26 protein-coding genes and 1 riboswitch are annotated in these 26,220 nt (G+C 68.0%); of the genes, 11 read left to right on the top strand and 15 right to left on the bottom strand.

Features of this window, described 5'->3' with window-relative positions; genetic code table 11:
* The first annotated feature begins 117 nt into the window (after window positions 1-117).
* The gene (locus BGO20_RS01585) at window positions 118-2,400 is read left to right on the top strand and encodes an NADP-dependent malic enzyme (protein WP_291662924.1); all 2,283 of its coding nucleotides are present in this window, start codon (window positions 118-120) and stop codon (window positions 2,398-2,400) included.
* A gap of 27 nt (window positions 2,401-2,427) precedes the next feature.
* Here BGO20_RS01585 and BGO20_RS01590 read toward each other — a convergent pair whose 3' ends face one another.
* A complete protein-coding gene (locus tag BGO20_RS01590; protein WP_291662926.1) occupies window positions 2,428-2,730 on the bottom strand; it encodes a plasmid stabilization protein in 303 nt (100 codons plus the stop codon).
* A 258-nt stretch (window positions 2,731-2,988) separates the two neighbouring features.
* Between BGO20_RS01590 and BGO20_RS01595 the strand changes: the two genes are divergently transcribed.
* Window positions 2,989-3,978 (top strand): lysylphosphatidylglycerol synthase domain-containing protein, encoded by a 990-nt coding sequence (locus tag BGO20_RS01595; RefSeq protein WP_291662928.1) that lies wholly within the window; start codon window positions 2,989-2,991, stop codon window positions 3,976-3,978.
* A 162-nt stretch (window positions 3,979-4,140) separates the two neighbouring features.
* Here the strand turns inward: BGO20_RS01595 and BGO20_RS01600 are convergent, their stop codons facing one another.
* Together BGO20_RS01600 and BGO20_RS01605 are read right to left on the bottom strand one after the other, a co-directional pair.
* Complete coding sequence (locus tag BGO20_RS01600; RefSeq protein WP_291662929.1) at window positions 4,141-5,070, bottom strand: dihydrodipicolinate synthase family protein; 930 nt, start codon at window positions 5,068-5,070, stop codon at window positions 4,141-4,143.
* A gap of 26 nt (window positions 5,071-5,096) precedes the next feature.
* The gene (locus BGO20_RS01605) at window positions 5,097-5,783 is read right to left on the bottom strand and encodes a fumarylacetoacetate hydrolase family protein (RefSeq protein WP_291662931.1); all 687 of its coding nucleotides are present in this window, start codon (window positions 5,781-5,783) and stop codon (window positions 5,097-5,099) included.
* Window positions 5,784-6,008: 225 nt separating this feature from the next.
* Between BGO20_RS01605 and BGO20_RS01610 the strand changes: the two genes are divergently transcribed.
* Complete coding sequence (locus tag BGO20_RS01610) at window positions 6,009-6,218, top strand: cold-shock protein (RefSeq protein ID WP_291662933.1); 210 nt, start codon at window positions 6,009-6,011, stop codon at window positions 6,216-6,218.
* Between the two features lie 195 nt (window positions 6,219-6,413).
* Here BGO20_RS01610 and BGO20_RS01615 read toward each other — a convergent pair whose 3' ends face one another.
* Together BGO20_RS01615 and BGO20_RS01620 are read right to left on the bottom strand one after the other, a co-directional pair.
* Window positions 6,414-7,652 carry a multidrug effflux MFS transporter gene (locus BGO20_RS01615; RefSeq protein ID WP_291662935.1) on the bottom strand — a complete coding sequence of 413 codons (1,239 nt, stop codon included), beginning with the start codon at window positions 7,650-7,652 and terminating at the stop codon, window positions 6,414-6,416.
* A gap of 136 nt (window positions 7,653-7,788) precedes the next feature.
* Window positions 7,789-8,424: a glutathione S-transferase family protein gene (locus tag BGO20_RS01620; protein ID WP_291662936.1), complete on the bottom strand. Its 636-nt coding sequence runs from the start codon at window positions 8,422-8,424 to the stop codon at window positions 7,789-7,791.
* 122 nt (window positions 8,425-8,546) lie between these two features.
* Between BGO20_RS01620 and BGO20_RS01625 the strand changes: the two genes are divergently transcribed.
* Window positions 8,547-9,299, top strand: a complete 753-nt coding sequence (locus BGO20_RS01625) for a hypothetical protein (RefSeq protein WP_291662937.1) — start codon at window positions 8,547-8,549, stop codon at window positions 9,297-9,299.
* A gap of 45 nt (window positions 9,300-9,344) precedes the next feature.
* Here BGO20_RS01625 and BGO20_RS01630 read toward each other — a convergent pair whose 3' ends face one another.
* Window positions 9,345-9,824 carry a copper chaperone PCu(A)C gene (locus BGO20_RS01630; protein ID WP_291662939.1) on the bottom strand — a complete coding sequence of 160 codons (480 nt, stop codon included), beginning with the start codon at window positions 9,822-9,824 and terminating at the stop codon, window positions 9,345-9,347.
* 92 nt (window positions 9,825-9,916) lie between these two features.
* Window positions 9,917-10,303 carry a hypothetical protein gene (locus BGO20_RS01635; protein ID WP_291662941.1) on the bottom strand — a complete coding sequence of 129 codons (387 nt, stop codon included), beginning with the start codon at window positions 10,301-10,303 and terminating at the stop codon, window positions 9,917-9,919.
* 423 nt (window positions 10,304-10,726) lie between these two features.
* Here BGO20_RS01635 and BGO20_RS01640 point away from each other — a divergent pair, with 423 nt between their 5' ends.
* From BGO20_RS01640 to BGO20_RS01655, 4 genes are all read left to right on the top strand, one after another.
* Window positions 10,727-10,978, top strand: a complete 252-nt coding sequence (locus tag BGO20_RS01640; protein ID WP_291662943.1) for a hypothetical protein — start codon at window positions 10,727-10,729, stop codon at window positions 10,976-10,978.
* 68 nt (window positions 10,979-11,046) lie between these two features.
* The gene (locus BGO20_RS01645; RefSeq protein ID WP_291663494.1) at window positions 11,047-12,153 is read left to right on the top strand and encodes a methionine ABC transporter ATP-binding protein; all 1,107 of its coding nucleotides are present in this window, start codon (window positions 11,047-11,049) and stop codon (window positions 12,151-12,153) included.
* On the top strand, window positions 12,143-12,808 hold the full coding sequence (locus BGO20_RS01650; RefSeq protein ID WP_291662945.1) for a methionine ABC transporter permease: 666 nt from the start codon (window positions 12,143-12,145) through the stop codon (window positions 12,806-12,808). The genes BGO20_RS01645 and BGO20_RS01650 overlap by 11 nt, the downstream gene beginning before the upstream one ends.
* A gap of 40 nt (window positions 12,809-12,848) precedes the next feature.
* Window positions 12,849-13,652 (top strand): MetQ/NlpA family ABC transporter substrate-binding protein, encoded by an 804-nt coding sequence (locus BGO20_RS01655; protein ID WP_291662947.1) that lies wholly within the window; start codon window positions 12,849-12,851, stop codon window positions 13,650-13,652.
* An 82-nt stretch (window positions 13,653-13,734) separates the two neighbouring features.
* On the opposite strand, the gene BGO20_RS01660 is transcribed toward BGO20_RS01655, so the two are convergent.
* Window positions 13,735-15,936, bottom strand: a complete 2,202-nt coding sequence (locus BGO20_RS01660) for an esterase-like activity of phytase family protein (RefSeq protein WP_291662949.1) — start codon at window positions 15,934-15,936, stop codon at window positions 13,735-13,737.
* Between the two features lie 70 nt (window positions 15,937-16,006).
* Window positions 16,007-16,420, bottom strand: a complete 414-nt coding sequence (locus BGO20_RS01665) for a hypothetical protein (RefSeq protein WP_291662951.1) — start codon at window positions 16,418-16,420, stop codon at window positions 16,007-16,009.
* A 140-nt stretch (window positions 16,421-16,560) separates the two neighbouring features.
* On the opposite strand from BGO20_RS01665, the gene BGO20_RS01670 reads away from it, so the two are divergent.
* Complete coding sequence (locus tag BGO20_RS01670; protein WP_291662953.1) at window positions 16,561-17,382, top strand: helix-turn-helix domain-containing protein; 822 nt, start codon at window positions 16,561-16,563, stop codon at window positions 17,380-17,382.
* Between the two features lie 84 nt (window positions 17,383-17,466).
* The gene (locus BGO20_RS01675) at window positions 17,467-17,658 is read left to right on the top strand and encodes a CsbD family protein (RefSeq protein WP_291662955.1); all 192 of its coding nucleotides are present in this window, start codon (window positions 17,467-17,469) and stop codon (window positions 17,656-17,658) included.
* A 69-nt stretch (window positions 17,659-17,727) separates the two neighbouring features.
* Here the strand turns inward: BGO20_RS01675 and dnaJ are convergent, their stop codons facing one another.
* Window positions 17,728-18,855 carry a molecular chaperone DnaJ gene (gene dnaJ, locus BGO20_RS01680; protein ID WP_291662957.1) on the bottom strand — a complete coding sequence of 376 codons (1,128 nt, stop codon included), beginning with the start codon at window positions 18,853-18,855 and terminating at the stop codon, window positions 17,728-17,730.
* Window positions 18,856-19,011: 156 nt separating this feature from the next.
* Window positions 19,012-20,928, bottom strand: coding sequence for a molecular chaperone DnaK (dnaK, locus tag BGO20_RS01685; protein WP_291662959.1), 1,917 nt, complete (start codon window positions 20,926-20,928; stop codon window positions 19,012-19,014).
* A 347-nt stretch (window positions 20,929-21,275) separates the two neighbouring features.
* On the opposite strand from dnaK, the gene BGO20_RS01690 reads away from it, so the two are divergent.
* A complete protein-coding gene (locus tag BGO20_RS01690; protein ID WP_291662960.1) occupies window positions 21,276-22,163 on the top strand; it encodes a hypothetical protein in 888 nt (295 codons plus the stop codon).
* Between the two features lie 58 nt (window positions 22,164-22,221).
* Here BGO20_RS01690 and BGO20_RS01695 read toward each other — a convergent pair whose 3' ends face one another.
* The 4 genes from BGO20_RS01695 to BGO20_RS01710 all read right to left on the bottom strand — a co-directional run.
* Window positions 22,222-22,953 (bottom strand): hydroxyethylthiazole kinase, encoded by a 732-nt coding sequence (locus BGO20_RS01695; protein WP_291662961.1) that lies wholly within the window; start codon window positions 22,951-22,953, stop codon window positions 22,222-22,224.
* A gap of 5 nt (window positions 22,954-22,958) precedes the next feature.
* Window positions 22,959-24,836, bottom strand: a complete 1,878-nt coding sequence (gene thiC / locus BGO20_RS01700) for a phosphomethylpyrimidine synthase ThiC (RefSeq protein WP_291662962.1) — start codon at window positions 24,834-24,836, stop codon at window positions 22,959-22,961.
* Between the two features lie 77 nt (window positions 24,837-24,913).
* A riboswitch (TPP riboswitch) is annotated at window positions 24,914-25,016 on the bottom strand.
* Between the two features lie 76 nt (window positions 25,017-25,092).
* The gene (locus BGO20_RS01705) at window positions 25,093-25,290 is read right to left on the bottom strand and encodes a hypothetical protein (protein ID WP_291662963.1); all 198 of its coding nucleotides are present in this window, start codon (window positions 25,288-25,290) and stop codon (window positions 25,093-25,095) included.
* A gap of 97 nt (window positions 25,291-25,387) precedes the next feature.
* Window positions 25,388-26,220 (bottom strand): OmpA family protein (locus tag BGO20_RS01710; RefSeq protein ID WP_299856368.1); only part of this gene is annotated, 833 nt, incomplete at its 5' end.

The raw sequence follows: 26,220 nt of genomic DNA on the forward strand, positions 1-26,220 counted from the left end.
CCGGCGATTTTATCGATTCCGGCATGGGTCCTGGCGAAGGCTGCTGCTTGTGGTGCGGCGCCGCGGTGCCCTATGGTCGGTCCCCCTGAGGAAACGCTCAAGAAAAAGACGCCGTTCATGACCGACCGCCCGAAGAAGCGCACCCGCCCGACCTTCACCGACCAGGAGGCGCTGCTGTTCCACTCGCAAGGGCGGCCCGGCAAGCTCGAGATCGTCCCGACCAAGCCGATGGCGACGCAGCGCGACCTCTCGCTGGCCTATTCGCCGGGCGTGGCGGTGCCGGTGCTGGCGATCGCGGAAGACCCGTCGCGGGCCTACGACTACACCACCCGCTCGAACCTCGTCGCGGTGATCTCCAACGGCACGGCCATCCTGGGCCTCGGCAATCTCGGCGCGCTCGCCTCCAAGCCGGTGATGGAAGGCAAGTCGGTGCTGTTCAAGCGCTTCGCCGACGTCGATTCGATCGACCTCGAGGTCGACACCGAGGATCCGGACAAGTTCATCGAGGCGGTGCGCTACCTCGGCCCCTCCTTCGGCGGCATCAATCTCGAGGACATCAAGGCGCCGGAATGCTTCATCATCGAGCAGCGCCTGCGCGAGCTGATGGACATTCCCGTCTTCCATGACGACCAGCACGGCACCGCGATCATCGCCGCCGCCGGCCTCGTCAATGCGCTCGACCTGACCGGCCGCGACATCATCTCGACGAAGCTCGTGATCAACGGCGCCGGCGCCGCCGCCATCGCCTGCATCGAACTGCTGAAGGCGATGGGCTTCAAGCCCGACAACGTCATCCTCTGCGACACCAAGGGCGTGATCTACCAGGGCCGCACCGAGGGCATGAACCAGTGGAAATCGGCCCATGCCGCCGTGACCGACCGGCGCACGCTGGCGCAGGCGCTGGAAGGGGCGGACGCCTTCTTCGGCCTGTCGCAGAAGGGTTCGGTGACGAAGGAAATGGTCGCCTCCATGGCGCCGAACCCGATCATCTTCGCCATGGCCAACCCCGATCCCGAGATCACGCCGGAGGAGGTCGCCGAAGTGCGCGACGACGCCATCATGGCGACCGGGCGCTCCGACTACCCCAACCAGGTCAACAACGTCCTCGGCTTTCCCTTCATCTTCCGTGGCGCGCTCGACGTGCGCGCCACGACGATCAACATGGAGATGAAGATCGCGGCGGCGGAGGCGCTGGCGATGCTGGCCCGCGAGGACGTGCCCGACGAGGTCGCGGCCGCCTATCAGGGATCGCGTCCGCGCTACGGCAAGGACTACATCATCCCGGTGCCGTTCGACCCGCGCCTGATCCAGGTGGTGCCGATGGCCGTGGCCAAGGCCGCGATGGAGACCGGCGTGGCCGGCAAGCCCATCGTCGACACCGCCGCCTACAAGGCGCAGCTCTCGGCCCGGCGCGATCCGATCGCCGGCACGCTCAACCGCATCTTCGAGCGGGTTCGCCGCTATCCGAAGCGGGTCGTCTTCGCCGAGGGCGAGGAGGAGCAGGTGATCCGTGCCGCCGCCTCTTTCGTCAACCAGGGGCTCGGTCAGGCCATCCTCGTCGGCCGCGAGGACCGCATCGCCGAAGCCGCCGCCTTTCTCGGCGTCGATCTGGAGGGCAAGGGCATCGAGATCCAGAACGCCCGGCTGTCGCATCGCAACGCCGCCTACGCCCAGTATCTCTATGAGAGGCTGCAGCGCGAGGGCTATCTGTTCCGTGACTGCCAGCGCCTGATCAACCAGGACCGCAACCATTTTGCCGCGGCCATGGTGGCGCTGGGCGATGCCGATGCGATGGTGACCGGCGTGACCCGCAACTACTCGATCGCGCTGGAAGAGGTCCGCCGCGTCATCGACGAGAAGCCGGGGCACCGGGTCATCGGCGTCTCGATCGTGATCTCGCGCGACCGCACCGTGCTGGTGGCCGACACCGCGATCACCGAGATGCCGACGGCGCGGGAGCTGGCCGACATCGCGATCGAGGCGGCGGGCGTCGGCCGGCGCCTCGGCTACGAGCCCAAGGTCGGCATGCTCGCCTTCTCGACCTTCGGCCATCCGGCCGGCGAGCGCTCGGAAAAGGTCCGCGAGGCCGTGAACATCCTCGACGGCCAGCGCGTCGATTTCGAGTATGACGGCGAGATGGCGGCCGATGTCGCGCTCAACCGGGAACTGATGAGCCAGTATCCGTTCTGCCGCCTTTCGGGGCCGGCCAACGTCCTGGTGATGCCGGCCTTCCACTCCGCCTCGATCTCGACCAAGCTTCTGCAGGAGCTGGGCGGCTCGACCGTGATCGGCCCGCTGATCGTCGGCCTCGACAAGCCGATCCAGATCGTGCCGCTCGGCGCCAAGGACTCCGACATCGTCAACATGGCGGCGCTGGCGGCCTTCAACATCGGGGGCTGAGGCCGGGGCAACTGCCGCGGAGCCGGTTCAGGAGGCGTGCTTCCGGCGGGTTTCCGCCGCCTTCTTCGCCGAGGCCGAGCGTTCGGCGGCAGGCCGCGCGGCGGAGGCCTCTCCGCCCCGCTTGCCGCCGCGCTTCGCGGCGGCGTTCGTGTCGGGCTTGCCGCGGCCGGAGCCCGATTTGTTGCCGCCGCCACTCTCCTTGTTCACCGTCGCCCAGGCGCGTCGCTCCGCCTCCTCGTGGGAGACGCCGCGTTCCTCGTAGCCGTCCTCGATATGCTCGGCCTTGCGCTTCTGCTTGTCGGTGTAAGCGGATTTGTCGCCGCGTGGCATGGCATCGCTCCTTGCTGAATCCCCGGCCGACGCTCCTGCAGGCGCAACGTCGGTGGCGGCCCGAGGTTCCGGACACGCGACCGGTCCGGCCGGCAAGAGGGCAAGGGCCGTTCACGTCCCTGCTTCATGGGGCTCATTCGCCGCACCGGCTTGTGCATCGCCGCCGAGGCGTTATCTGTCGGGCCGGGGCGCGGCCGCGCCCTCTCGTCCGTCCCCGCGCCATCGCGATCCGCAAGCGGCGCGCAACCCAGAGAGCGCATGTCGTTCGGCCCTAACGAGCCAGGACCGCATCTGTCGGGAAGCCACCTGCGCCGGCGCAGCCGCTGGTGGTGGCTCGGACCGCTGGCGAGCATCCTGATCTTCGCGGCCTCGCTCGCGGTGCTCTGGCACATCGTCAGCCGGATGAATCCCGGGGATCTCGCCGCGGCCTTCTCCAATGCGAGCCTGCGCCAGCTCGGGCTCGCGGCGGGCTTCACCGCGCTGAGCTATCTGCTGCTCACCGGCTACGACGCGCTGGCCCTGCGACGGCTCGGCCTCTCGATCCCCTATCGCACCACCGCGCTTGCTTCCTTCACCAGCTATTCGGTCTCTTTCACGCTCGGTTTCCCGATCGTGACAGGCGGCACGGTGCGCTACTGGATCTATTCGCCCAAGGGCGTGCGCGCCTCCGAGGTGGCGAGCCTGACGGTCATCGCCGGGCTGACCTTCTGGCTCGGGCTCGGGGCGATCCTCTGCGCCAGCCTGTTCTATTCGGCCGATTCGGTCGCGATGCTGGCCCGGACCTCGCCCATCGTCGTCCAGGTCGTGGGCGGGCTGATTTCGCTGGCCACCCTGGGTTATCTCGTCTGGATCGCGACCGACGAGCGTACGCTGCGCGTCAAGGGCTGGAACCTGCACCTGCCGGGCCTCGGCACCACTCTGGGTCAGATGGCGCTCGGCGCCTGCGAGGTCTGCGCCGCCGCCGCGGTGCTCTTCGTGCTGCTGCCGGGCGGCTACGGCCTGGACTATCCGACCTTCCTCGCGGCCTATATCTTCGGTTGCCTGATCGGCATTGCCAGCCATTCGCCGGGAGGTCTCGGCGTCTTCGAGGCGACGATGCTGGTCGCGCTCAACCGGCTGCCTTTCGAATATGTTCTCGGCGCCTTGTTGCTGTTCCGCGTCATCTACTACCTGCTGCCCTTCATCCTGGCGCTGGTGCTGCTGGCGCTGAACGAGTTCATCCGCCGCGTCAGGCGGCGCGAGCGCTAGATCGTCGCGCGTCCGACCGGGCGCGATACCGATGATCGATCTCAAGGCTGGAGCATCGCATTTTTCGAAAAGTGGATTCCACCTTTCGGTCCGGCGCTCCAGTGGCCCGCGCCGCTCCGCGGCAGCGGAACGGCGTCGGAGGCGAACCCGCATGGCCGAAGGTCAGATCGCGGCGCGCGGATCGTGCTTCGCGATGCGGCTCAGCAGGTAATCGACCTCGGCCTTGCCCGCGGCGCTGAGAGCCGAGCCCGGCTTGCGCTGGGAGTCGTGGCTGAGGATGCCGCGCTTCGCCATGACGTATTTGCGCACGGCGAGGCCGACGCCCTGCTGCTGTTCGTAGCGCATCAGCGGCAGATGCGCGTCGAAGATGTCATGCGCCTCGTCCCGCTTGCCGGCCTTCTGCAGGCGAACCACGTCGATCAGCAGCTCGGGGAAGGCATAGCCGGTGTTGGCGCCGTCGGCGCCGCGCTCCATCTCGAAATCGAGGAACAGCCCGCCATTGCCGGTCACGATCGAGATCGGCCGCAGCGAGCCTTCCTTCTGGAACTTGCGCAGCGTCGAGATCTTCTCCAGCCCCGGCCAGTCCTCGTGCTTCAGCATCACGCAGGAGGGGTTGTCCATGATGATCTTGCGGATCACGGCAGGCGTCATCACCACCGAGAGCGTCAGCGGGTAGTCCTGGATGACGAAGGGGATGTCGCTGCCGATCGCCTCGACGGCCTGCGCGTAGTAGCCGGTGATCTGGTCGTCGGTGCGAAGCGAGGGCGGCGGGGCGATCATCACGCCGCCGGCGCCGAGGTCCATCACCTGCCGCGCGAGCGAGCGCATCGCGGCGAAGCCGGGCGCCGAGACGCCGACGATGATCGGCTTGCCGGCCATCTTCGCCACCGCGCGCTTGACCAGCCCGACCGATTCCTCGGGCTCGAGCTTCGGCGCCTCGCCCATGATGCCGAGCACGGTCGTCCCGTCGGCGCCGATCCCGTGGTAGAACTCGAACAGCCGGTCGGCCGAATGCCAGTCGACGCTGCCATCCGGGTTGAACGGCGTCGGCGCGATCGGGAAGACGCCCGAGGCGTCGGAGGTCAGGGGCATGATGCTGTCCTTGTCGTGTGGCGCGGTCAGACGATCCGGGTCCGGACCGTGCCGACGCCGGCGATCTCGCCTTCCAGTACATCGCCGTGCTTGACGGCGGCCACGCCTTCCGGCGTGCCGGTGAAGATCAGGTCGCCCGGCTTGAGCTCGACCAGCCCCGAGAGATAGGCGATCGTTTCCTCGACGTTCCAGATCTGCTTGGCGAGGTCGGAGCTCTGGCGCACCACGCCGTTGACGGTGAGCGCGATCTTGCCAGCGCTGGGGTGCCCGGCCTGGCTCGCCGGCACGATCTCGCCGACCGGCCCGGAGAAGTCGAAGCCCTTGCTCATGTCCCAGGGGCGCCCGGTCTTCTTGGCCGCGTTCTGAAGGTCGCGCCGTGTCATGTCGAGCCCGGCGGCGTAGCCGTAGACATGGGCCAGCGCCTCCGATTCGGGAATGTCCTTCCCGCCGGTGCCGATGGCGACGACGAGCTCCATCTCGTGGTGGAGGTCCTTGGTCTTGGTCGGGTAGGGCATGTCGGCGCCGTTGATCAGCAGCGCATCGGCCGGCTTGGTGAAGAAGAACGGCTCCTCGCGGTCGGGGTCGCCGCCCATCTCGCGGGTGTGTTCGGCATAGTTGCGCCCGACGCAGAAGACGCGACGCACCGGGAAGGAGCCGCCGCCGGCGACGGGAACGGCGGTCACGGCCGGCGGGTCGATCACATAGTTGCTCATGGCTTGTCTCCCGGTCGAATGTCCTGCCGCCGTTCATGCGGGAGCGGCGGCGCCATCGCAAGGGCTCTCGCTTCGGGAGCAGGGCTGCGCGGGCGGCATTGCGTCCCCTGGCCTCTTCGCTCTCGCGGCAAGGTTTTGTGCGCCGCGTCGTTGCAACCGCGACGAAATGCCACCTACAGTATCGCGCCGGGTCGGCCCGGCGCCTGAGAGAGGAAGGAAGCGGACGTGAGTACGGGAACCGTCAAATGGTTCAACGAGACGAAGGGCTACGGCTTCATTACCCCCGACCAGGGCGGGAGTGACGTATTCGTTCATATCAGCGCGGTCGAGCGCTCCGGCCTGCGCGGGCTGAGCGAGGGGCAGAAGATCAGCTATGATCTCGAGCCCGACCGGAAGACCGGCAAGAACGCGGCGGTCAATCTGAAGGTCGCCTGACGCTTCGGACGCCGATGCACTGAGGAGGCAGGTCGCCGCTTTCGCCCGGGAGGGTGAGGCGATCTTGCGAATGCGGGAAGACGAGCGGCGGCGATATCGCTTCCCGAGCCACGACGAATCTCGATCGTACGGATTCGATTGCGCAAGGATTCGGGGCCTGTCCGTCGCCGGAGGCGGCGGAACGAGACGGACGCCTCAGATGCGTCCGGGAGCCGGATGGAAGAGCCGGCCCTTCTCCACGATCAGCACGATGATCAGCGCGACCAGCCCGCACAGGGCGAAGCCGAGCGTGATCGGCACGACCGTCCCGTCGAAATGCTGGCCGATATAGAAGCCGAGCAGGGCGCCCACCACCGTGGTGACGAAGCCCTGGACGGACGAGGCCGTTCCCGCGACATGGCCGAGCGGATCCATCGCGAGCGCACCGAAATTCGGTCCGATCAGGCCAAAGCAGAACATCGCCCCGCCCTGGAACAGCGCGAAGAGCAGCAACGTCTCGTGGCCGGACAGCGCGATCAGCGCGTGCGTGCCGGTGAACAGGATGTAGCCGATCAGCGCGCCATGCGAGACGCGGCGCATGCCCAGCCGTCCGACGATGCGCGAATTCAGCAGCGAGGCCGCCGCCATGAACAGCGCGATCGCGGCGAAGACGATCGTGAAGAGATGGGGCACCTCGAAGACGTCGACGAAGACCTGCTGCGCCGAGTTGATGAAGCCGAACAAGCCGCCGAGCACGAAGGCCATCGCCAGCATGTAGCCGACGCCGATCCGGCTGGTCAGCGTGGTGCGGAAGGCGGCGGAGACGTTGGCGACGTCGATCGGCTTGCGATCCTCGGGATGCTGCGTCTCCGGCAGCTTGAACGCCACGCACAGCATCACCCCGGCACCGAAGGCGGTCAGGATGCCGAAGATCCAGCGCCACGGCGCCACGACGAGGATGGCCTGGCCGATGGAGGGAGCGAGGATCGGGACGGCGAGGAAGACGATCAGGGCGAGCGACATCACCCGCGCCATGTCGCGTCCCGAATAGCAGTCCCGCACGATCGAGACCGTGAGCACGCGTGTCGCCGCCGCTCCGACACCCTGGATCACGCGGGCGACCATCATCGCCTCGAACGAGTTGGACAGTGCCGCGCCGATGCTCGCCAGCACATAGACGGCGAGCCCGAACAGCAGCACCGGGCGTCGGCCGTAGCGGTCCGAGATCGTGCCGTAGAAGATCTGCGACACGCCGAAGCCGAGCAGATAGGCGGTGATGATCCATTGCCGCTGGTTGGCCGCGGCGATGCCGAGCGCCTCGGCCATCTCCGGCAGCGCCGGCAGCATCGAATCGATCGCGAGCGCGTTCGTCGCCATCAGCGCAGCGGCGAGCCCCACGAAGGGATAGAAACCCATGCCGTGGCGCGGCCGGGCGAGGGCGGTCATGTCGTTCATGGCGAATCTGCAAAAAGGGCACGCGGACAGGCGCGGCGGGCGAAGGGCCCAGCGTGCGACGACCGTGTAGACCGCCCGGCATGACGCAGCAACCCGTGATACCGGTCGCGCGCCATGCGCCTGGCGCGTGCCGCGCTCAGCCGGCCTTCTGCATCTGCGCCATCAGTTCGTCGTCGATCCGTTTGGCCCGCTGCGCGGCGGGCCGCTCTGCGAGCCGCGCGCCATAGGCTTCGAAGACGGGGCGCTTCTCGATCGTGCCGAACTGCAGGCCCCACTGGATCTGCGAGCCGACATAGACGTCCGCGGCGCTGAAGCGATCGCCGGCGATGTAGGCGCCTTGCGAAACCGCGTGTTCGAGCGTGTCCATCGCATCGGCATAGGTGCCGTAGCCGAGGGACCGCGCGGCTTCGGGCGGAGCCGACAGGCCGAAGGCCTTGGCCGCGACGGCCGCCTCGACCGGCCCGGCGGCGAAGAACATCCAGCGGTAATAGGCGCCGCGCGCCCGGTCGCCCGGGGCGGGCGCGAGCCCGGCCTGCGGGAAGGCGTCGGCGAGATAGGCGCAGATGGCGGCGCATTCGGTGACGATCGTCGCGCCATGGACCAGCGCCGGGACCTTGCCCATCGGGTTGATCGCCTTGTAGGCCGGCCCCTTCATCGGCTCGCCGAAGCCGACGATCTCGGCACGGTAGGGCTGGCCGAGCTCCTCCATCATCCAGCGGGCGATGCGGCCGCGCGACATCGGGTTGGTGTAGAGCACGAGTTCGTCGGACATGGCGTTTCCTTCCGCGACGGTCTTGTTTCTATCCTGCGACCTTGGCGCGCTGATGTCAGGAGCGCCTCGCCTGACGCATGCGCGTCGACCTGTTATCGTCCCGGCGAAGCAGGACGAGGTGCATGGACGAATCACAGCCGACAGCGAGCATGTCCGTCAGCGGCGGACGCATGACGATCGGCGGTTCGCCCCATCGTTACCTGCAGGACGTGACGCGCCGCTTCCGGCTCGAGGCGGCGGCGCTGCGCCTGGTCGGCGGCTATGTCAGCCGCGATGGGCAGCTCGGCGACGCCCGGCGGATCGAGGCCGATGCGCGCATCGCCGCCGGCCGGCTGTGCCGCGCCGGACGGGAAGGGGCGGACGACGCGCTGGGCCTGACGCTGCGCCCCTTCGCCGCTGCCGGAGAATCGTCGCGCCTGCTGCTGATGCTCGGCTATCGCGATGACGACGGCGAGGCCGTGCCATTTGCCGAGGCGTTCCTGCCGCCTCCCGTCTTCGACGACCTGAAGGCCGAGATGCTCTCCGGCCGCGCCGGTGGGCTCGCGCTGGAGGCGACAACCAGCCTGTGGATTCGCGAGGAGGACCATGGTCTTCCGGCCGCGCAGCCGGTCGACTGGTATCTCGGCCCGGCGGAGGACGGAAATGGCACGGTGCCCGCCCGCGGCTTCGTCGAGAGCATCGAATGGCGGCCTGCTGCGGTCGCGGAGCACCGCGCTTCGGCGAGCGCGCCTGCACCGGCTGCGATGCCCGATCCGCTCGATCCGGACGAGCCTGACGAGGAGACCGCCGCCGACCAGCTTCGCCGGATCAACTGGAGCCTCAAGCAGCTCCTGCTGCTTCTGGCCTTCCTGCTGATCATCGTCGCGGTGAAATAAGCACCCGCCGGTACCGGTTCTGGCCGGCACCGGCGGGCGCAGCCGTCAGTGTCCCTTGTGGTCGGCCTCTCCGCCCTTGGCGGCGATCGAGTCGACCTTGAACTCGACATCGACGCTGCCCGCCTTTTCGAAGGTCAGCGTGCCTTTCATCATCTCGCCCTGCTTCAGCGGCTGCTTCAGGTTCATGAACATGATGTGGTAGCCGCCCGGCTTGAACTCGACCTTGCCGCCGGCCGGCACCTCGATGCCCTTCTCCAGCGGCCGCATGGTCATGATGCCGTCCTTCATCGCCATCTCGTGCATCTCCGCGTGTGCGGCGAAGGGAACGGAGACGGAAACCAGCCGGTCGGGCGTCGTTCCGGTGTTCTCGATGCTGAGATAGCCGCCGCCGACCTTGGCGCCGGCCGGGGTCGCACGCGACCAGGGATGGCCGATCTTGAGCGGCCCGAGCTTGAATTCATGGGCCGATGCGAAGGAGACGGAAAGCGCCAGCGCCGCGGCTGCGAGAGAGAGCGAAAGCTTCATCGTGATGATCCTGAAGATGGGCAAGCCACGCCGCGGCACTCTGCGCGGTCGTCCGGCCTGAAAATGGCGAAAAGGGTCCTGGGCGGTCGCACTCAGCTCGCAGGCGGCGCGCGCGAGGGCGGCAGACCTGTCGCGAAGAGCGGGTGCCGGCCGTCCTGCTGCACCGGCGGGAGCGCGACATGGCTCTCGGCCGGGCTGGCGACTGCCGTCGCGAGCACCGGCGGGCCGCCGATGACCGGGTTGTGCGGGCAGCCCTTGCAATGGCCGAGCTCGCCGAGCGGGCCCGCCGGGACAGCCGGCTGGCCGTCGCTGGGAGCTGGCGCTCCCGAGCAGAGCAGGATGCCGCTCGGCAGGCCCGAAGCCGCCGAGGGAGCCGGCGCCAGCGCGAGGGCGAGCACGCCCAGCGCATAGGCCATGGCGAGCCATGCCCCGAGGACGGAGCGGCGTAGCCAGGGAAGAAGGCGGGCTCGGGCCGGCATGGGGCATCAATGGCCTTCGTCCGCGCCTGCGGTCAAGCGGCGGCATTGCCACGGTGGATTGGCCGTCAATGACGCCCGCGGCCCATGGCGTGGAAAAGTATTCTCCGGCGCATCGTTTCTTTAAAAGAACGAACCGATTGACAAATCGGACCGCAGGGGCGAGATTGGCGACGTTCCCGGTTCGCCGGGAGCCGCGGGGATTTGAGCGAGCAGCTTGCGCCGCGTCACCAAACGCTAAAGCGCCACGACTGGGTCGTGGGCTCCAGATCGAGGAGACCGATATGACCGTTGCGAGGATCGTTCGGAGCCGGCCGCGTTCCCGTTCCCTGCCCTGCTGCTGTCGACGCTGAGACCACCAGGCGCCCATCGCCTCTCGTTTCACCGTCGTTCCAAGCGCCGCGAGGCGGCACAGAAAGCAGAGCTATGTCCCTTTCATCCTACCCGGACGGCCGGCACAGCCCGGCCCAGCAGGCCTATGTCATCGAGGTCGGCGAGACGCAGGCCGGGCTCGTCAACCGGCGCGCCGACGAGCGCTTCTTCACCTTCATCGCGGCGAGCGCCGCCTTCCGCGCGCTCGACGGTCACCGTTTCGCCACGCCGGGCGCGGCCGAGCTTGCCGCGCGCCTGGTCACGCAGCCCCGCCGTGGTGCATCCGCCCGCCGGCTGGCGTCGTAGGCGCCGAGGCACTCTGAAGCAGCTCGACCTCACCTGTCGGCCCCGTCATTCGCACTCCTGAGGACATGATGAACGCCCCCGTCAAACCCGACGCGCTGAACCTCGGCGCGCGGCCCATTTCGGCTCCCGAGCCGATCATCCGCTTCGAACGGCTCGGCAAGACCTACGCCGGACGCAGCGGCCAGCAGGCCGTGGCCGCCCTCTCCGGCATCGACCTGGCAGTTCCAGCCGGCGCCATCGTCGGCGTCATCGGCCGTTCCGGCGCCGGCAAGTCGACGCTGATCCGCCTCGTCAACGGGCTGGAGCGGGCCACTGCCGGCCGGCTCGTGATCGAGGGGGAGGAGGTCACGGCGCTGAACGAGGCCGGCTGGCGCCGTCGGCGGCGGGAGATCGGCATGATCTTCCAGCACTTCAACCTGCTATCATCGCGCACGGTGTTCGACAATGTCGCCCTGCCGCTGGAGATCGCGGGCACGCCGAAGGCGGCCATTGCCGACAAGGTCGAGAGACTGCTGGCGCTGGTCGGGCTCGCCGACAAGCACGGGCGCTATCCCGCCGAACTCTCGGGCGGCCAGAAGCAGCGCGTCGGCATCGCCCGCGCCTTGGCGACCGACCCCAAGGTGCTGCTCTGCGACGAGGCGACCTCGGCGCTCGACCCCGAGACGACGAAGGCCATCCTGGCGCTGCTGCGGCAGGTCAATCGCGAGCTCGGCATCACCATCCTGCTGATCACCCACGAGATCCCGGTCATCAAGGAGATCTGCGATCGCGTGGCGGTGATCGAGGGCGGGCGGATCGTCGAGGAGGGCGAGACCTTCGCCGTCTTCACCAACCCGCAGCATCCGACCACGGCGCGCTTCGTCGAGGCGGTCACCGGCGTCGAGGTGCCGGCGCATCTCGCGGGCCGCATCCGGGCCGAGGGGCGTCCGGGCGACGACATCGTGCTGCGCGTCACCTTCACCGGCGAGAACGCCACGGCCCCGGTCATCAGCCGGCTGAGCGCGGTCGTCGGTGTCGACGTCAACATCCTGGCCGGGCGGATCGACGCCATCGCCGGCCGCCCCTTCGGCAGCCTGCTTGTCTCGATCCCATCACGCGTGCCGGAAAGCGAGGCAGTGCTCGGCGCGCTCCGGAATCTCGGTCTCAAGGCGGAGGTGGTCGGCCATGTCTCCTGAAATCATCCGCCTGATCGGGCAGGCGACGCTCGACACGTTGAGCATGGTCGCCGTCGCCGCCGGCATCGGCACGCTGATCGGCTTGCCGCTGGGCGTCTTCCTCGCCACCAGCAAGCGCGGCGAGCTTTTTGCGGCGCCGGCGCTCAACGCGGCGCTTGGCGTCCTGGTCAACGCCACGCGCTCGACGCCCTTCATCATCCTCGTCGTCGCGATCATCCCCTTCACCCGGCTGGTCGCCGGCACCTCGATCGGAACGACGGCGGCGATCGTGCCGCTGACAGTCGCCTGCATCCCCTTCATCGCCCGGCTGATCGAAGGTGCCGTGCGCGAGGTCGATCAAGGTCTGGTCGAGGCCGCCCGCGCCATGGGCGCGACGCCCGTCCAGATCGTCCGCAAGGTGCTGGTGCCGGAGGCGCTGCCGGCGATCGTGCTGGGTCTGACCCTTGCCATCGTCAGCCTCATCGGCTTCTCGGCCATGGTCGGTGCCGTCGGCGGCGGCGGCCTCGGCGATCTCGGCATCCGCTACGGCTACCAGCGCTTCATGCCGGAGGTGATGGCGACCGTCGTCGCCGTCCTCATCGTCCTCGTCCAGCTCGTGCAGAGCATCGGCGACCGCCTCGCCCGGCGCCTCAACAAGCGCCTGCGCCACGGCTGATCAAAGCGATTCCCGTTTCCGACCCAAAGGACCATCGATCATGACCATCTTCCTCAACCGCCGCGCCGCGCTCGCTGCCGGCCTTGCTCTCACGCTCGGCGCAGCCGCCCCGGCCCTCGCCCAGCAGAACCAGGTCATCCGCATCGGCGTCTCGCCCGGCCCGCACGCCGAAATCCTCGAGAAGGTGAAGCCGCTGCTGGCCAAGCAGGGCATCGACCTCAGGATCATCGAGTTCTCGGATTACGTGGTGCCGAACCAGGCACTCGACGCCGGCGAACTGGAGGCCAATTCCTTCCAGAACCAGCCCTATCTCGACAACCAGGTGAAGGATCGCGGCTTCAGGATCGAGACCGTCGGGCTGACGGTGAACTTCCCGCTCGGCATCTACTCGTCGAAATACAAGAACTGGAGCGAGGTTCCGGACGGCGCGACCGTCGCCATCCAGAACGACCCGACCAATGGCGGCCGCTCCCTCCTGCTGCTGCAGGACAAGGGCGTGATCAAGCTGAAGGACGGCGTCGGTTTCAAGCCGACGGTGGCCGACATCACCGCCAACCCGAAGAAGCTCAAGATCATCGAGATCGAGGCCGCCCAGACGCCGCGCTCGCTGGACGACGTCGCCGCAGCCGCGATCAACACCAACTATGCCGTGGACGCGAAGATCGACCCGGCCTCCGCGATCCTGCGCGAGGACGCCAAGGGACCCTATGTCAACATCATCGCCGTGCGCAGCGCCGACAAGGACAAGCCCTGGGTCAAGGCCCTGCTCGCCGCCTACCACACGCCGGAGGTCAAGGCCTTCGTCGCCGAGCGCTTCAAGGGCGCCGTCCTCGCGAGCTGGTAGTTCCTCTCCTCCCACCTGGCCGTCGATCGGTGGCCAGGCGCCTGCCCGGATGCTCGTGCATCCGGGCTTTTTCGTCGGCGGCTCAGCGTGGCAGCGGACCGAAGGCGAAGAACTGGGTCTCGCCGGAGGAATCGTCGACGCCGTCATTGTCGGTCACGACGAAGAGGTTGCCCGCCTTGTCCACGGTCATGCCCTCGACTTTGTCGAGACCGTAGCCGCCGGCCTTCATCAGGTCCGGCGTCAGGTCGCGCAGCAGGCTCTTGGCGACGGTCGGGATGTCGGCGGAACCGATCGCGGCCGGCGTCAATCCCTTCACCGAGAAGGCCTGGATGGTCTTGAAGGCCTTGGCGCCGAAGGCATTGTCGCGCTCGATCACGGCGAAGCGGTCGTCGCCGAGCGAGACGAGCTCCGAAAGCCCCATCCAGTGCCCGGAAGCCGGCTGGGTCAGCGGGTAGTGCAGCACGCCCCACGCCTTGGTCGCAGGCTTGTAGGACAGGATCTTGGTCTTGCCCTTGGGGTCGTCCTTCCATTCGCGCTGCACGGCGAGCCAGACGGTTTCCTCGGCGCCCGTGCCGGTCACGGTCACGCCCTCGAAGCCGAAGCGCACGGCGTGCTTCGCCAGTTCCTCCGGCAGCCGGATCTCCTCCTCGACCTCGCCCTTGGCCGAGACGCGCAGCAGCAGGTCGGGGAGCGGACCATCCTTCTTCTCCGGGTTGCCCTCCGAAGCGAGCCAGAAGCCGCCGCCGGCACGGACGGCGATGCCCTCCAGATCGTAGGCGGCGGGCTTGCCATCCTTGGTCACCGTGATCGCGCCCGCGATCTTCGCCGGCTTGGCGGCCGCGTCGATTTCGAGGATGCGCGAGGGCGCATAGGCACTGTCGGTGATCGAGAACAGCTTGCCCGGAGCGGTGTGATCCGCCGCGAGCCCGGACAGAGCGCCCCAGCCGATCGGCAGGCCGTTCTCGTCGGCGGAGTGAATCGTCGGATAGGCGGCGGCCTGCTCGGCGCGGCGGTAGATCATCACGGCCGAACGCGCGCCGCCCTTGCCGCCGGCATCGGTTTCCGAGGCCGAGACGAAGAGGTCGCGCTGCGGGATCGCGAGCAGGCCTTCGGGGCCGATGCCGGTCGGCAGCGCCTGCAGGTAGCGCGGCGCCTGGCCCGGGCCCTCGTCCTTGTAGACCAGCACCAGCGAGGCGCGCTCAAGCCCGACGAAGATCAGGCGGTCGTTGCCGTAGGTCGCGACCTCGATGCCTTCGGGCTCGCTGCCCTTGGCGGCCGAACGCTTCTCCGGGTAGTGCCCGAGGCGGATCGCGAGATGGTCGACGTCGGAGGCGGAATCGAACTCGACCGTGCCGTCCTTGCGGAAGATCGAGAAGCCGCGCGAGCCGCCTTTCCAGTCGCCCTCATTGGCGGTGACGAAGCGCTCATTGTCGAGCCAGCGCACGGCGTCGGGCTCGCGGGCGACGCCCTTCAGCTCCTCGGTCGGGCTGATCTTGCCGTCGCGGGTCTTGTCGATCGCCTTCAGGTCGACCGTGCCTGCGGGAAAATGCGCGACCAGCTTGCCCGTCTTCGAATCGACGATGGCGAGATGGTTGTTCTCCTGCAGCGTCACCACGACGAGGCCGTCGGTATTGGCGTCCACGAATTCCGGCTCGGGATCGGTCGGTTCGACCGCCGCGATGCCGGTGAGGTCGACGGTCTGGCGGGTGGCGCAGTCGATGGCGCCGTCCTTGATGCCGATCAGGGTGAGGTTGCCTGCGGGGAGCTGCGGCAGCGCGCCCTTGTTGAGCTTCTCGTCGCGCTCGTTCTCGATGGCGATCGCGATCTTGCCCTTGTCCTTGGTCAGCGTCACCGAATCCGGCTGGCCGCCGAGGTCGCACTTCGCCACCACCTGCTTCGTCTTGAGGTCCACGGTGGCGAGATGGCCGGCCGGCTCCTTGAAGTTGTCGCCGGAGGTGACGACGGCGACGAAGGCCTTGTCGCCGAGGATGGTGACCGAGGTGGATTCGCCTTCGAGCCGCACGAAGCCCGCCGGCTTCGGATTCGCGGGATCGGTAATGTCGATGAGGCCGAGCGCCTTCTGCTCGCCATCGGTATAGGCGAGCAGCATGCCGTCCTCGCTGGCGGCGATGATCTCGGACACCGTCTTCTTGGTGGGGTCGCGATCGGCGGGCAGGTTTAGCGGCACCGAGAAGGTCGCGACGCGGTTGAACAGCGGCTCCGCGCCGGCGGTTCCGGCGAGGAGCAACGAAGCGAGAGCCGCGAGGGCGAGGGGCTGGCGCATGGGTCGGTTCCGCTGAATGGCAAGGAGAACCGTCGGCTAGTGAGCCCATGCGACAACCGCGTGACGGTCCTCAGGCCTGCAACGGCGCCTGGATCTCGGCGGAACGCTTCAATCCGATGATCTCCAGCTCCGTCACGATCGCGACGGCAAGTGCCTGTGCCAGCACGAAGGCGATGCCGAGCGCGGACGGCGCGAACCAGCCCATCAGCAGGATCGCGACGCTGTCGCCGATCCAGAGCAGGTTGACGCCGACGACCAGGTGAACCGCCCAACGCGCCAGCGTCTCGCGGCTCGCGAACCAGGCGAGCAGGGCGGCGCAGGGCAGCAGCACGAGCCCCGCCCCACGCAGGAAGCCGGCCGGAAAGCCGAGCGGAGCAGCAAGCACGTCGGCGCCGCCGGCAAGTAGCAGGCCCATGCCGGCGCAGGCGGCGGCATCGAGGGTAAGCGCGTTGCGCAGGAAGCGGGAGGAACGGATCGTCGACATGGCAGTCTCCTTTTCGTCGTGGCTTCGGCTTTCGTGGGGCCGTGGCCGTTGCGATGGCAGGATGCTGGCGCCTTCCCGGCGGCGCGTCGATTAAGCGGGAGGTAATTGGAACCGCTCGTCCCTCCGGCTAGCCTGACGGCATGACGACCCATCACGCCCCCTCCGTCGGCACGCTCATCCGTGACTGGCGGCAGCTGCGCCGCTTCAGCCAGCTCGACCTCGCCCTCGAAGCCGAGATTTCGCAGAAGCACCTCAGCTTCATCGAAAGCGGGCGCTCCCGCCCCAGCCGCGACATGGTGCTGCTGCTCGCCGAGCACCTCTCCGTGCCGCTGCGCGAGCGCAACGCGCTGCTGCTCGCCGCCGGCTATGCGCCGGTCTATCGCGAACGGTCTTTGGAGGACCCCACCTTGCAGGCGGCACGAACGGCGATCGACCTCATCCTGAAGGGGCATGAGCCCTATCCGGCGCTTGCCGTGGACCGCCACTGGACGCTTCTGGCCGCCAACGGGGCCGTGACGAACCTGCTCGGCCTGGTGGCGGATGCGGAATTGCTGAGGCCGCCGGTCAACGTCCTGCGGCTTTCGCTGCACCCGGGCGGGCTCGCCCCCTACATCATGAATTTCGCGGTGTGGAAGGAGCACCTGTTGGCGCGGTTGCGCCAGCAGGTCCGGGCGACGGCCGACGTTCAACTTGGCGCCCTGCTGAGCGAGCTCGCCGCCTATCCCGATCCCGGCGGACGAGAAGTCGCACGGCAGGAGACGAATGCCGAGCCCGCCATCGTCGTGCCGCTTCAGCTCAGGCTCGGCGATGCGACGCTGTCGCTGATCTCGACCACGACGGTCTTCGGCACGCCGGTCGACGTGACCTTGTCGGAGCTGGCGCTGGAAACCTTCTTCCCGGCGGACGAGGCGACGGCCGCTGCGCTTCGCACTTTGGCCGCGGGCGGCGGCGGACGCGCCTGAGGAGGAGCGGAACCTTTCACCCGGGCGCCGGTTCTTCATCCGAAAGCCGCGGATGGCGGCGTCAGAACCGAAAGGACCCGTGCAATGGGCAGCACCACCGACAAGATCAAGGGCATGGCCAACGAAGCCGCCGGCAACGTCAAGCAGGCCGCCGGCAAGGCGATGAACAAGCCGGAGTGGGAGGCCGAGGGCAAGGCCCAGGAGCTCAAGGGCGAGGCGCAGCAGGCGCTCGGCAAGGGCAAGGACGCGGTGAAGAACGCCGTCGACAAGGTCTGATGGCCTGACCCGGACAAACAAGAAGGGCCGCCGAAAGGCGGCCCTTTTTCATGCTCCGTCCGGCGCGGTTCAGGCCGTACCGCCGAGCCCGCCGAGGAAATCCTTGACCCGGCCGAAAAAGCCGGCGGTTTCCGGATGGTTGCTGTGCGAGCTTTCGCGCTCGAACTCCTCCAGCAATTCGCGCTGGCGCGCGGTCAGCTTCTGCGGCGTCTCGACCACGACCTGGATGTAGAGGTCGCCGACCTCGCGCGAGCGCAGCACGCTCATGCCTTTGCCCTTGAGCCGGAACTGCTTGCCGGTCTGGGTGCCCTCGGGAATCTTCACCCGCGCCTGCTCGCCGGAGAGCGTCGGCACCTCGATCTCGCCGCCCAGCGCGGCCGAGACCAGGCCGATCGGCACGCGGCAGAACAGATCGGCACCGTCGCGCTGGAAGATCGCGTGCGGCTTCAGCGACAGGAAGATGTAGAGATCACCGGCAGGCCCGCCGCGCAGACCGGCCTCGCCTTCGCCTGCCAGGCGGATGCGCGTGCCGTCCTCGACGCCCGCCGGGATGTTGACCGACAGCGTGCGCTCGCGCGTGACGCGGCCGGCGCCCTGGCAGTTCTTGCAGGGATCGTCGATGACCTCGCCGCGGCCGTTGCAGGTCGGGCAGGTGCGCTCGACCGAGAAGAAGCCCTGATTGGCCCGCACCCGGCCATGGCCGCCGCAGGTCGGGCATTGCCGCGATTTCGAGCCCGGCTTGGCGCCGGTGCCCGAGCAGGCCTCGCAGGAGACCGAGGTCGGCACGCGGATCGATTCGTTTTTGCCGGTGAAGGCCTCTTCAAGCCCGATTTCGAGGTTGTAACGCAGGTCGGCGCCGCGCTCCCGGCCGTTGGCACCCCGGGGCCCGCCGCGGCGGGCATCGCCGAAGAAGGAATCGAAGATGTCCGACATGAAGTCGGAGAAATCGGCCTGGCCGCCGCCGCCGCCATTCTCGAAGGCCTGGTGGCCGAAGCGGTCATAGGCCGCGCGCTTCTGCCCGTCGGAGAGGACCTGATAGGCCTCGTTGATTTCCTTGAACTTGATCTCGGCTTCCTTGTCGCCGGGATTCTTGTCCGGGTGATGCTGCATCGCGAGCTTGCGGAAGGAGCTCTTCAGCTCGACCTCCGTCACGGTCCGGCTGACGCCGAGGATCTCGTAGTAATCGCGCTTCGACATCGAAACGATCTGTCCCTCTGCCATTGACGCAAGACGGCCGGACCTTCGGGCCCGGCCATGGCGCGTCAGGCGTCACCATCCTGCTCAACCCCATTCCCGAACGAGATGGCCGGGTCAAGCCCGGCCAAATCATCCCTTCGGGATGAGGAGCGCGGGTTACGCGCTCTTCTTCTTGTCGTCCGAGACGTCCTTGAAGTCGGCGTCGATGACGTCGTCCTTCTTGGCTTCCTCGGTCGCCGGCTCACCTTCGGCGGCAGCGCCCTCGGCCTGGCTCGCCGCATACATCGCCTCGCCCAGCTTCATCGAAGCCTGCATCAGCTCGTTGGTGCGGGCCTGGATGGCCTCGGAATCCTCGCCGGTCAGCGCGGTCTTGAGCGCCTCGACGGCGGTCTCGATCGCGCCCTTGTCGGCCTCGGAGACCTTGTCGCCATAGTCCTTCAGCGACTTCTCGGTCGAGTGCACGAGGCTCTCGCCCTGGTTCCTGGCCTCGACCAGCTCGCGGCGCTTCTTGTCCTCGGCGGCATTCGCCTCGGCATCCTTCACCATCTTCTGGATGTCGGCCTCGCTGAGACCGCCCGAAGCCTGGATCTTGATCTGCTGCTCCTTGTTGGTGGCCTTGTCCTTCGCCGTCACCGAGACGATGCCGTTGGCGTCGATGTCGAAGGTCACCTCGATCTGCGGCATGCCGCGCGGGGCCGGCGGAATGCCCATCAGGTCGAACTGGCCGAGCAGCTTGTTGTCCGCCGCCATCTCGCGCTCGCCCTGGAAGACCCGGATCGTCACCGCGTTCTGGTTGTCCTCGGCGGTGGAGAAGACCTGGCTCTTCTTGGTCGGGATCGTGGTGTTGCGGTCGATCAGGCGCGTGAACACGCCGCCGAGCGTCTCGATGCCGAGCGACAGCGGGGTCACGTCGAGCAGCAGCACGTCCTTGACGTCGCCCTGGAGGACGCCGGCCTGGATCGCGGCGCCGATGGCGACGACCTCGTCCGGGTTGACGCCCTTATGCGGCTCCTTGCCGAAGAACTGCTTCACGACCTCCTGCACCTTCGGCATGCGGGTCATGCCGCCGACGAGGACGACCTCGTCGATCTGGCCCGCCGAGATGCCGGCATCCTTGAGCGCCTTCTTGCAGGGCTCGACGGTGCGCTGGATCAGGTCGTCGACCAGGCTCTCGAACTTGGCGCGCGAGAGCTTGATGGCAAGGTGCTTCGGACCGGAGGCATCCGCTGTGATATAGGGCAGGTTGATCTCGGTCTGGGCCGCGCTCGACAGTTCGATCTTGGCCTTTTCGGCCGCCTCCTTCAGGCGCTGCAGGGCGAGCTTGTCCTTCTTCAGGTCGATGCCCTGCTCCTTCTTGAACTCCTCCGCGAGGTACTCGACCAGGCGCATGTCGAAGTCCTCGCCGCCGAGGAAGGTGTCGCCATTGGTCGACTTCACCTCGAAGACGCCGTCGCCGATCTCGAGGATCGAGACGTCGAAGGTGCCGCCGCCGAGATCGTAGACAGCGATGGTGCCGGTGGACTTCTTGTCGAGGCCGTAGGCGAGCGCGGCCGCCGTCGGCTCGTTGATGATGCGCAGCACCTCGAGGCCGGCGATCTTGCCGGCGTCCTTGGTGGCCTGGCGCTGGGCGTCGTTGAAATAGGCGGGAACCGTGATGACGGCCTGGGTGACGGGCTGGCCGAGATAGGACTCCGCCGTCTCCTTCATCTTGGTCAGGATGAAGGCCGAGATCTGCGACGGCGAATAGTCCTTGCCGTCGGCCGAGACCCAGGCGTCGCCGTTGGAGGCCTTGGTGATCTTGTAGGGGACGAGCTTGAGGTCCTTCTGCGTCATCGGATCGTCGTAGGTGCGGCCGATGAGGCGCTTGATCGCGAAGAAGGTACGCTCGGGATTGGTGACGGCCTGGCGCTTGGCCGGCTGGCCGACAAGGCGCTCGCCATCGTCCGTGATCGCGACGATCGACGGGGTGGTGCGGGCACCTTCGGAATTCTCGATGACCTTCGGCGTGGTGCCTTCCATCACTGCGACGCAGCTGTTGGTCGTGCCGAGGTCGATACCAATGACTTTACCCATGGATGGGATCCCTTTCGATTGAGCAGATCGCCGACCTGCGGCGCCTTCGCGCCACCTGCCGGCCCATGGACCGGCCCGCACCCGCTCAAGCGGCGAACGAACCGGCATTCCACGTTTGACGGTGGTTAAACCGCCCCTTGGCGGGGTATATAGTGAGGGTGTTCCCGCCCTTGCAAGACAGGCGAGCCGATTAAGAATCGGGGATTGCATATTCGGGAGCGTGGCTGCCGGGCGGCCCCGGCATCGGCGGCCGCGCAGGTGCTTTCCGGGGGAGTGTGGCCTTTGTGTCCTTGCGTCTGCCCGAGGCGCGGATCATTCAAAAAAGCCGTTCGCTCGACATGGACCCGATGAGAGCACGCAAGCGCATCGTCCTCGGCCTCGCGGCGCTGCTCTCGGCGGCTGCCGGAGCGGCCGCATCGGCGCAGCCGCTGCAATTGCCGGGCGCCCAGCCCTTCAACGCACCCGGAACCCAACAGGCCGCCCCACCCGCGGCGGGCACCCCTGCCGCGCCGCGCCAGCCGAGCCTGCCGGCGCTGAAAATCGCCGGCGAGGAGGCGATTCTCGGCAAGGCCCTGCATCACAACGGCAATCACGGCGCCGCGAGCTTCGAGAAGCTCGGCAGCGGCTACGGGCTCAAGCTCAGCCTCGATGGCTACCAATCGGCCAATCTGGTCGAGCCCTGCGCGGTGTCCCTGGGCGAGGCGCCCATCCCGGTCACGGCGCTGGGCCGGCCGGCCGGCGTGCCGCGCTACCGGCTGGAGGCACCGGTCTGCCCGCTCGTCTTCGATGTGCTCGACGGGGCATTCCTGGTGGTCGAGCCGACCGAGCCCTGCGTCGTGGAGGCCGCGCAATGCCGCGTCGATCCGCGTGGCCTCTGGGGCCCCGACCTCGCGACCGTCGCAGCTCAGGCCAAGGCGATCGAGCGGGCCCGCGGCGCCGCGGAGCGCGCCCTGCGCGACGGCTATCGCACGTTGGCCGCGAAGGCGAACGCCGTCGATGAGCGCACGCTCGCCCGCGAGCAGGCGGGTTTTTCGGGCGAGCGGGAGATGACCTGCCGCGATTTCCAGCGCGAGGGGCAGTACGGCTTCTGCGCCGCGCGGATCACCGAGGCGCGCGCCGCCGAGCTGCGGGCGCGGCTCGGGCTCCATGGCGAAGCGAAGCAGGCGCCCAAGCCGAAGAAGCCGCGCCCGGCCTCGCCGAAGCCCGCGCCGCTTTCGCTGACTCCGACGCAGTAGCGCCAGGCCCCGGTCTGGCTTCCCAGAGCTTCGGAAAGTTCGATGCTCCAGCGATGATCTAAGTCATCCGTTCCGTCAGCGTTGCCTGATCCAGGCCGGCCAGTGCGTCGATCAGGTGCATCGCGAAGCTGCCCGGACCGGCGGCCCGCCCGGCCGCGATCTCGGCGGCTATGCCATAGGCCGTCAGTGCCGCCGCGGCTGCGACGGCGGGGTCGGGCTCGACCGCCGCACAAGCCGCGACCAGCGCGCTGGAGGCACAGCCGAGCCCGGTGACCTTCGTCATCAGGGCATGGCCGTGATGGATGCGATAGCTGCGGCCCGGGCCCTCGATCTGGTCGATCCTGCCGGTGGTGACACGCAGGACGTCCTGCGCCTGCGCCATCGCGGCGTCGAGCGCGGCCATCTCGACCGCATTGCCGCGCACCGTCACGCCGGGAAGTCGCAGGATGTCCCGCGCCAGCCGCATCCTGAGCGGCGAAAGCTCGACGAAGACGGGATCGAGCACGAGCGGAATGCTGCGCTCGCGGGCGACATCGAGCAACTTCGGAATGGCGCGCTCGCCCTCCGGGCTGATCGTGCCGAGATTGATCAGGATCGCGCCGGCGCCGGCCGCGATCGCGGCGACCTCTTCCGGGTGGCTCGCCATCGAGGGGATGGCCCCGAAGGCGAGCAGCATGTTGGCGGTGACGTTCTGCGCCACCGTATTGGTGAGGCAGTGGACGCGCGGGTGGCGTGTCGCCACCCGCTTCAGCACGGCCGCGACGCCTGGCGCGTCGAGGCCTTCAGCCATTGCGCTCATTCGGCGGCGGGGAGGTAGATGCTGCCGCCCTTGTCGAGGAATTCCTTCGACTTCGCCGCCATGCCCTCGGCCGCCATGGCTTCGAGATTGGCCCGCTCGTTCTCGCTCATCGCCTGCACCTCGGCGCGCAGGTCCTGGGTGATCTTCATCGAGCAGAATTTCGGCCCGCACATCGAGCAGAAATGCGCGACCTTGTGGGCGTCCTTCGGCAGCGTCTCGTCGTGGAACTCCCGCGCCGTATCCGGATCGAGCGCCAGGTTGAACTGGTCCTCCCAGCGGAAGTCGAAGCGCGCACGCGACAGCGCGTCGTCGCGGATCTTCGCGGCAGGATGGCCCTTGGCGAGATCGGCGGCATGGGCGGCGATGCGATAGGTGATGACGCCGGTCTTGACGTCGTCGCGGTTCGGCAGCCCGAGATGCTCCTTCGGCGTGACGTAGCAGAGCATGGCGCAGCCATACCAGCCGATCATCGCCGCGCCGATGCCCGAGGTGATGTGGTCGTAGCCCGGCGCGATGTCGGTGGTCAGCGGTCCGAGCGTATAGAAGGGCGCCTCGCCGCACTCCCTGAGCTGCTTGTCCATGTTCTCCTTGATCTTGTGCATCGGCACATGGCCGGGGCCCTCGATCATGACCTGGCAGCCCTTCTTCCAGGCGACCTGCGTCAGCTCGCCCAGCGTCTCCAGCTCGGCGAACTGGGCGCGGTCGTTGGCGTCGGCGATCGAGCCGGGGCGCAGGCCGTCGCCGAGCGAGAACGAGACGTCGTATTTGCGCATGATGTCGCAGATTTCGTCGAAGCGCTCGTAGAGGAAGCTCTCCTTGTGATGCGCCAGGCACCAGCGCGCCATGATCGAGCCGCCGCGCGAGACGATGCCGGTCACCCGCGATGCCGTGAGCGGCACGTAAGGAAGCCGCACGCCGGCATGGATGGTGAAATAGTCGACGCCCTGCTCGGCCTGCTCGATCAGCGTGTCCTTGAACACCTCCCAGTCGAGCTTGATCGGGTCGCCGCCGACCTTCTCCAGCGCCTGGTAGATCGGCACGGTGCCGATCGGAACCGGCGAGTTGCGCAGGATCCAGGAGCGGATGTTGTGGATGTTGCGGCCGGTGGAGAGGTCCATCACCGTGTCGGCGCCCCAGCGGATCGCCCAGACCAGCTTCTCGACCTCCTCGGCCGCGCCCGAGGTCACGGCCGAATTGCCGATATTGGCGTTGATCTTGACCAGGAAGTTGCGGCCGATCGCCATCGGCTCCAGCTCGGGATGGTTGATGTTCGCCGGGATGATGGCGCGGCCGCGTGCGATCTCGTCGCGGACGAATTCCGGCGTCACGAATTCCGGCACGCTCGCGCCGAAGCTCTCGCCGTCGGCATGGCGCTCCTTCGCGCCCTCCAGCATGGCGGCGCGGCCGAGATTCTCGCGATGCGCGACATAGATCATCTCGGGGGTGACGATGCCGGCCCGGGCAAACTCGTACTGCGTCGCCATCTGGCCGGGCTTCGCCTCGAGGATCGGGCGCTGCGCCGGGCAGGCCGGAACGAGCTGCGCTTCGCTGATATGGCCATTGTCGGCGGCCGTAACGGCGCGGCCGGGCACGGTTTCGAAGCCACGGGCGTCGAGCCAGGCGCGGCGCGGCTGCACCAGGCCGGCATTGAGGTCGATCTTCGCATCGGTCTCGGTATAGGGGCCGGAGGGGTCGTAGATGCGCACCGGCGGCTCGGCATCGGTGGTCAGCACGACCTCGCGGAAAGGCACCCGCATCTCGGGGTGCTCGGGGGCGGCGACATAGATCTTGCGCGAGCCGATGATCGGCCCGGTGGTCACGCTCTGCGGCGCGGTCTTGACGCTGTTCTTCTGCGGCTTGGTATGGGCGTTCATGCGGGATCTCCTCCTTGGTCCAGGTCAGGAGATCCGGGTTTGGAAGCGGTCCAGTCGCTGTCTGCGGGCGAGGACGAGCCGAGCCCGCGTTCCAGTCCCTCCGCCGGTATGACCCGGATCAGGTTCGACGGGTTCGGCTCATCGCCATCTCAGCCCTTGCGAGCACCCCTCGGAACGGTTCCAAGGTTAGGGCTTCGCCCGGTGGGACGCAACCGGCAAAGGAAGCCGGCCGGGCGCATCCGGCATGCGAAAATCGTCAGGCCGTGCGGTCGACGATCTGTCCCTGTCCTGCGGGGAGGAGCGCCTGCGTCTGTTCGGCGCTCTGTTGGAGCATGGTCACCAGGCCGCGCTCGGCCTCGGCATTCCGGCGCATCATCTCGATGCTCAATGCCTGCTGCGTCGAGGCGGCCTGCATCGAGACGAGGTTCTGGGCGATCGCTGCGGCATCGTTCATGGCCGGCAGTCTAGGCGCCAAGCCTTGCGCAAAGCTGAACGCCGTCGCCATTCCGTCGCCTCCGCCGAAGTTCCCCGTTCCCGGGCTGGAGCGCCGGTCAGCGGCTCTGGCCGGTCAGCAGCGGCGTGATGCGCCGAAGCGTGACGCGCCGGTTCTCGCGCGAGGCGCCCTGCGTCTGCACTTTCAGATACTGCTCGCCATAGCCCTGCGTCGTCAGGTTCTCCGGCGGGATCCGGAAGTCGCGCGTCAGGATCTCCGCCACCGACTGGGCCCGGCGGTCGGAGAGCGAGAGGTTGTCGACGTCGGAACCGACGGCGTCGGTATGGCCCTCGACGAGGAAGACCTCGTTCGGCGAGCTTTGCAGCACGCGCCGGATCGAATCCGCGATTACCGCGAGACGCTGCGCCTGGTCGGGCGTCACCTGCCAGGAGCCGGTATCGAAATTGATCGTGTCGATGTCGACGCTGCGCATACGGGCCCGCAGATCCGGGGAATAGCGCACCTCGTCCAGCGTGTAGCGCCGCGGGATCGCCGCGATCGGCGGGGCCATGATCGTTTCGTAGATCAGGTCCTCGTCGGCCCGTTCGGCATCGACGATGTAGCGCTCGCGCGGGATCGGCAGCGGCGGTGGCGGCAGCACCACGACATCGTCGGCGAAGCGCCCCGGCCGGTCCCGCAGCGTGTTGTCGATAATGACGACCTCGCGGTCGTCGCGGCCGATGCGGCTGCGGCGGATCAGCCGGCCCTGATCGTCGGTGACGGTGACGATGCGCGTGCCGTCGGGGCGCTCGAAGACCGTGCGCGTCTCCCCATCCCGGCGCTCGGCCCGGCCCTGCCAGCCGAGGTCGCGGAAGCGCTGGTCCTCGTCGCGGCGGATGATGGCGCGGCCGTCATCGTCGCGGATGATGGTGCGGCCGGGCTCGCGGATGA

The organism is Allobosea sp. 67-29 (genome assembly GCF_001898115.1).
GTDB lineage: Bacteria > Pseudomonadota > Alphaproteobacteria > Rhizobiales > Beijerinckiaceae > Allobosea.

Coding starts and splice junctions, on each gene's coding strand:
- BGO20_RS01585 (WP_291662924.1), top strand. CDS start 118: ATGACCGACCGCCCGAAGAAGCGCACCCGCCCGACCTTCACCGACCAG.
- BGO20_RS01590 (WP_291662926.1), bottom strand. CDS start 2,730: ATGCCACGCGGCGACAAATCCGCTTACACCGACAAGCAGAAGCGCAAG.
- BGO20_RS01595 (WP_291662928.1), top strand. CDS start 2,989: ATGTCGTTCGGCCCTAACGAGCCAGGACCGCATCTGTCGGGAAGCCAC.
- BGO20_RS01600 (WP_291662929.1), bottom strand. CDS start 5,070: ATGCCCCTGACCTCCGACGCCTCGGGCGTCTTCCCGATCGCGCCGACG.
- BGO20_RS01605 (WP_291662931.1), bottom strand. CDS start 5,783: ATGAGCAACTATGTGATCGACCCGCCGGCCGTGACCGCCGTTCCCGTC.
- BGO20_RS01615 (WP_291662935.1), bottom strand. CDS start 7,652: ATGAACGACATGACCGCCCTCGCCCGGCCGCGCCACGGCATGGGTTTC.
- BGO20_RS01620 (WP_291662936.1), bottom strand. CDS start 8,424: ATGTCCGACGAACTCGTGCTCTACACCAACCCGATGTCGCGCGGCCGC.
- BGO20_RS01625 (WP_291662937.1), top strand. CDS start 8,547: ATGGACGAATCACAGCCGACAGCGAGCATGTCCGTCAGCGGCGGACGC.
- BGO20_RS01630 (WP_291662939.1), bottom strand. CDS start 9,824: ATGAAGCTTTCGCTCTCTCTCGCAGCCGCGGCGCTGGCGCTTTCCGTC.
- BGO20_RS01635 (WP_291662941.1), bottom strand. CDS start 10,303: ATGCCGGCCCGAGCCCGCCTTCTTCCCTGGCTACGCCGCTCCGTCCTC.
- BGO20_RS01640 (WP_291662943.1), top strand. CDS start 10,727: ATGTCCCTTTCATCCTACCCGGACGGCCGGCACAGCCCGGCCCAGCAG.
- BGO20_RS01645 (WP_291663494.1), top strand. CDS start 11,047: ATGAACGCCCCCGTCAAACCCGACGCGCTGAACCTCGGCGCGCGGCCC.
- BGO20_RS01650 (WP_291662945.1), top strand. CDS start 12,143: ATGTCTCCTGAAATCATCCGCCTGATCGGGCAGGCGACGCTCGACACG.
- BGO20_RS01655 (WP_291662947.1), top strand. CDS start 12,849: ATGACCATCTTCCTCAACCGCCGCGCCGCGCTCGCTGCCGGCCTTGCT.
- BGO20_RS01660 (WP_291662949.1), bottom strand. CDS start 15,936: ATGCGCCAGCCCCTCGCCCTCGCGGCTCTCGCTTCGTTGCTCCTCGCC.
- BGO20_RS01665 (WP_291662951.1), bottom strand. CDS start 16,420: ATGTCGACGATCCGTTCCTCCCGCTTCCTGCGCAACGCGCTTACCCTC.
- BGO20_RS01670 (WP_291662953.1), top strand. CDS start 16,561: ATGACGACCCATCACGCCCCCTCCGTCGGCACGCTCATCCGTGACTGG.
- BGO20_RS01675 (WP_291662955.1), top strand. CDS start 17,467: ATGGGCAGCACCACCGACAAGATCAAGGGCATGGCCAACGAAGCCGCC.
- dnaJ (WP_291662957.1), bottom strand. CDS start 18,855: ATGTCGAAGCGCGATTACTACGAGATCCTCGGCGTCAGCCGGACCGTG.
- dnaK (WP_291662959.1), bottom strand. CDS start 20,928: ATGGGTAAAGTCATTGGTATCGACCTCGGCACGACCAACAGCTGCGTC.
- BGO20_RS01690 (WP_291662960.1), top strand. CDS start 21,276: ATGAGAGCACGCAAGCGCATCGTCCTCGGCCTCGCGGCGCTGCTCTCG.
- BGO20_RS01695 (WP_291662961.1), bottom strand. CDS start 22,953: ATGGCTGAAGGCCTCGACGCGCCAGGCGTCGCGGCCGTGCTGAAGCGG.
- thiC (WP_291662962.1), bottom strand. CDS start 24,836: ATGAACGCCCATACCAAGCCGCAGAAGAACAGCGTCAAGACCGCGCCG.
- BGO20_RS01705 (WP_291662963.1), bottom strand. CDS start 25,290: ATGAACGATGCCGCAGCGATCGCCCAGAACCTCGTCTCGATGCAGGCC.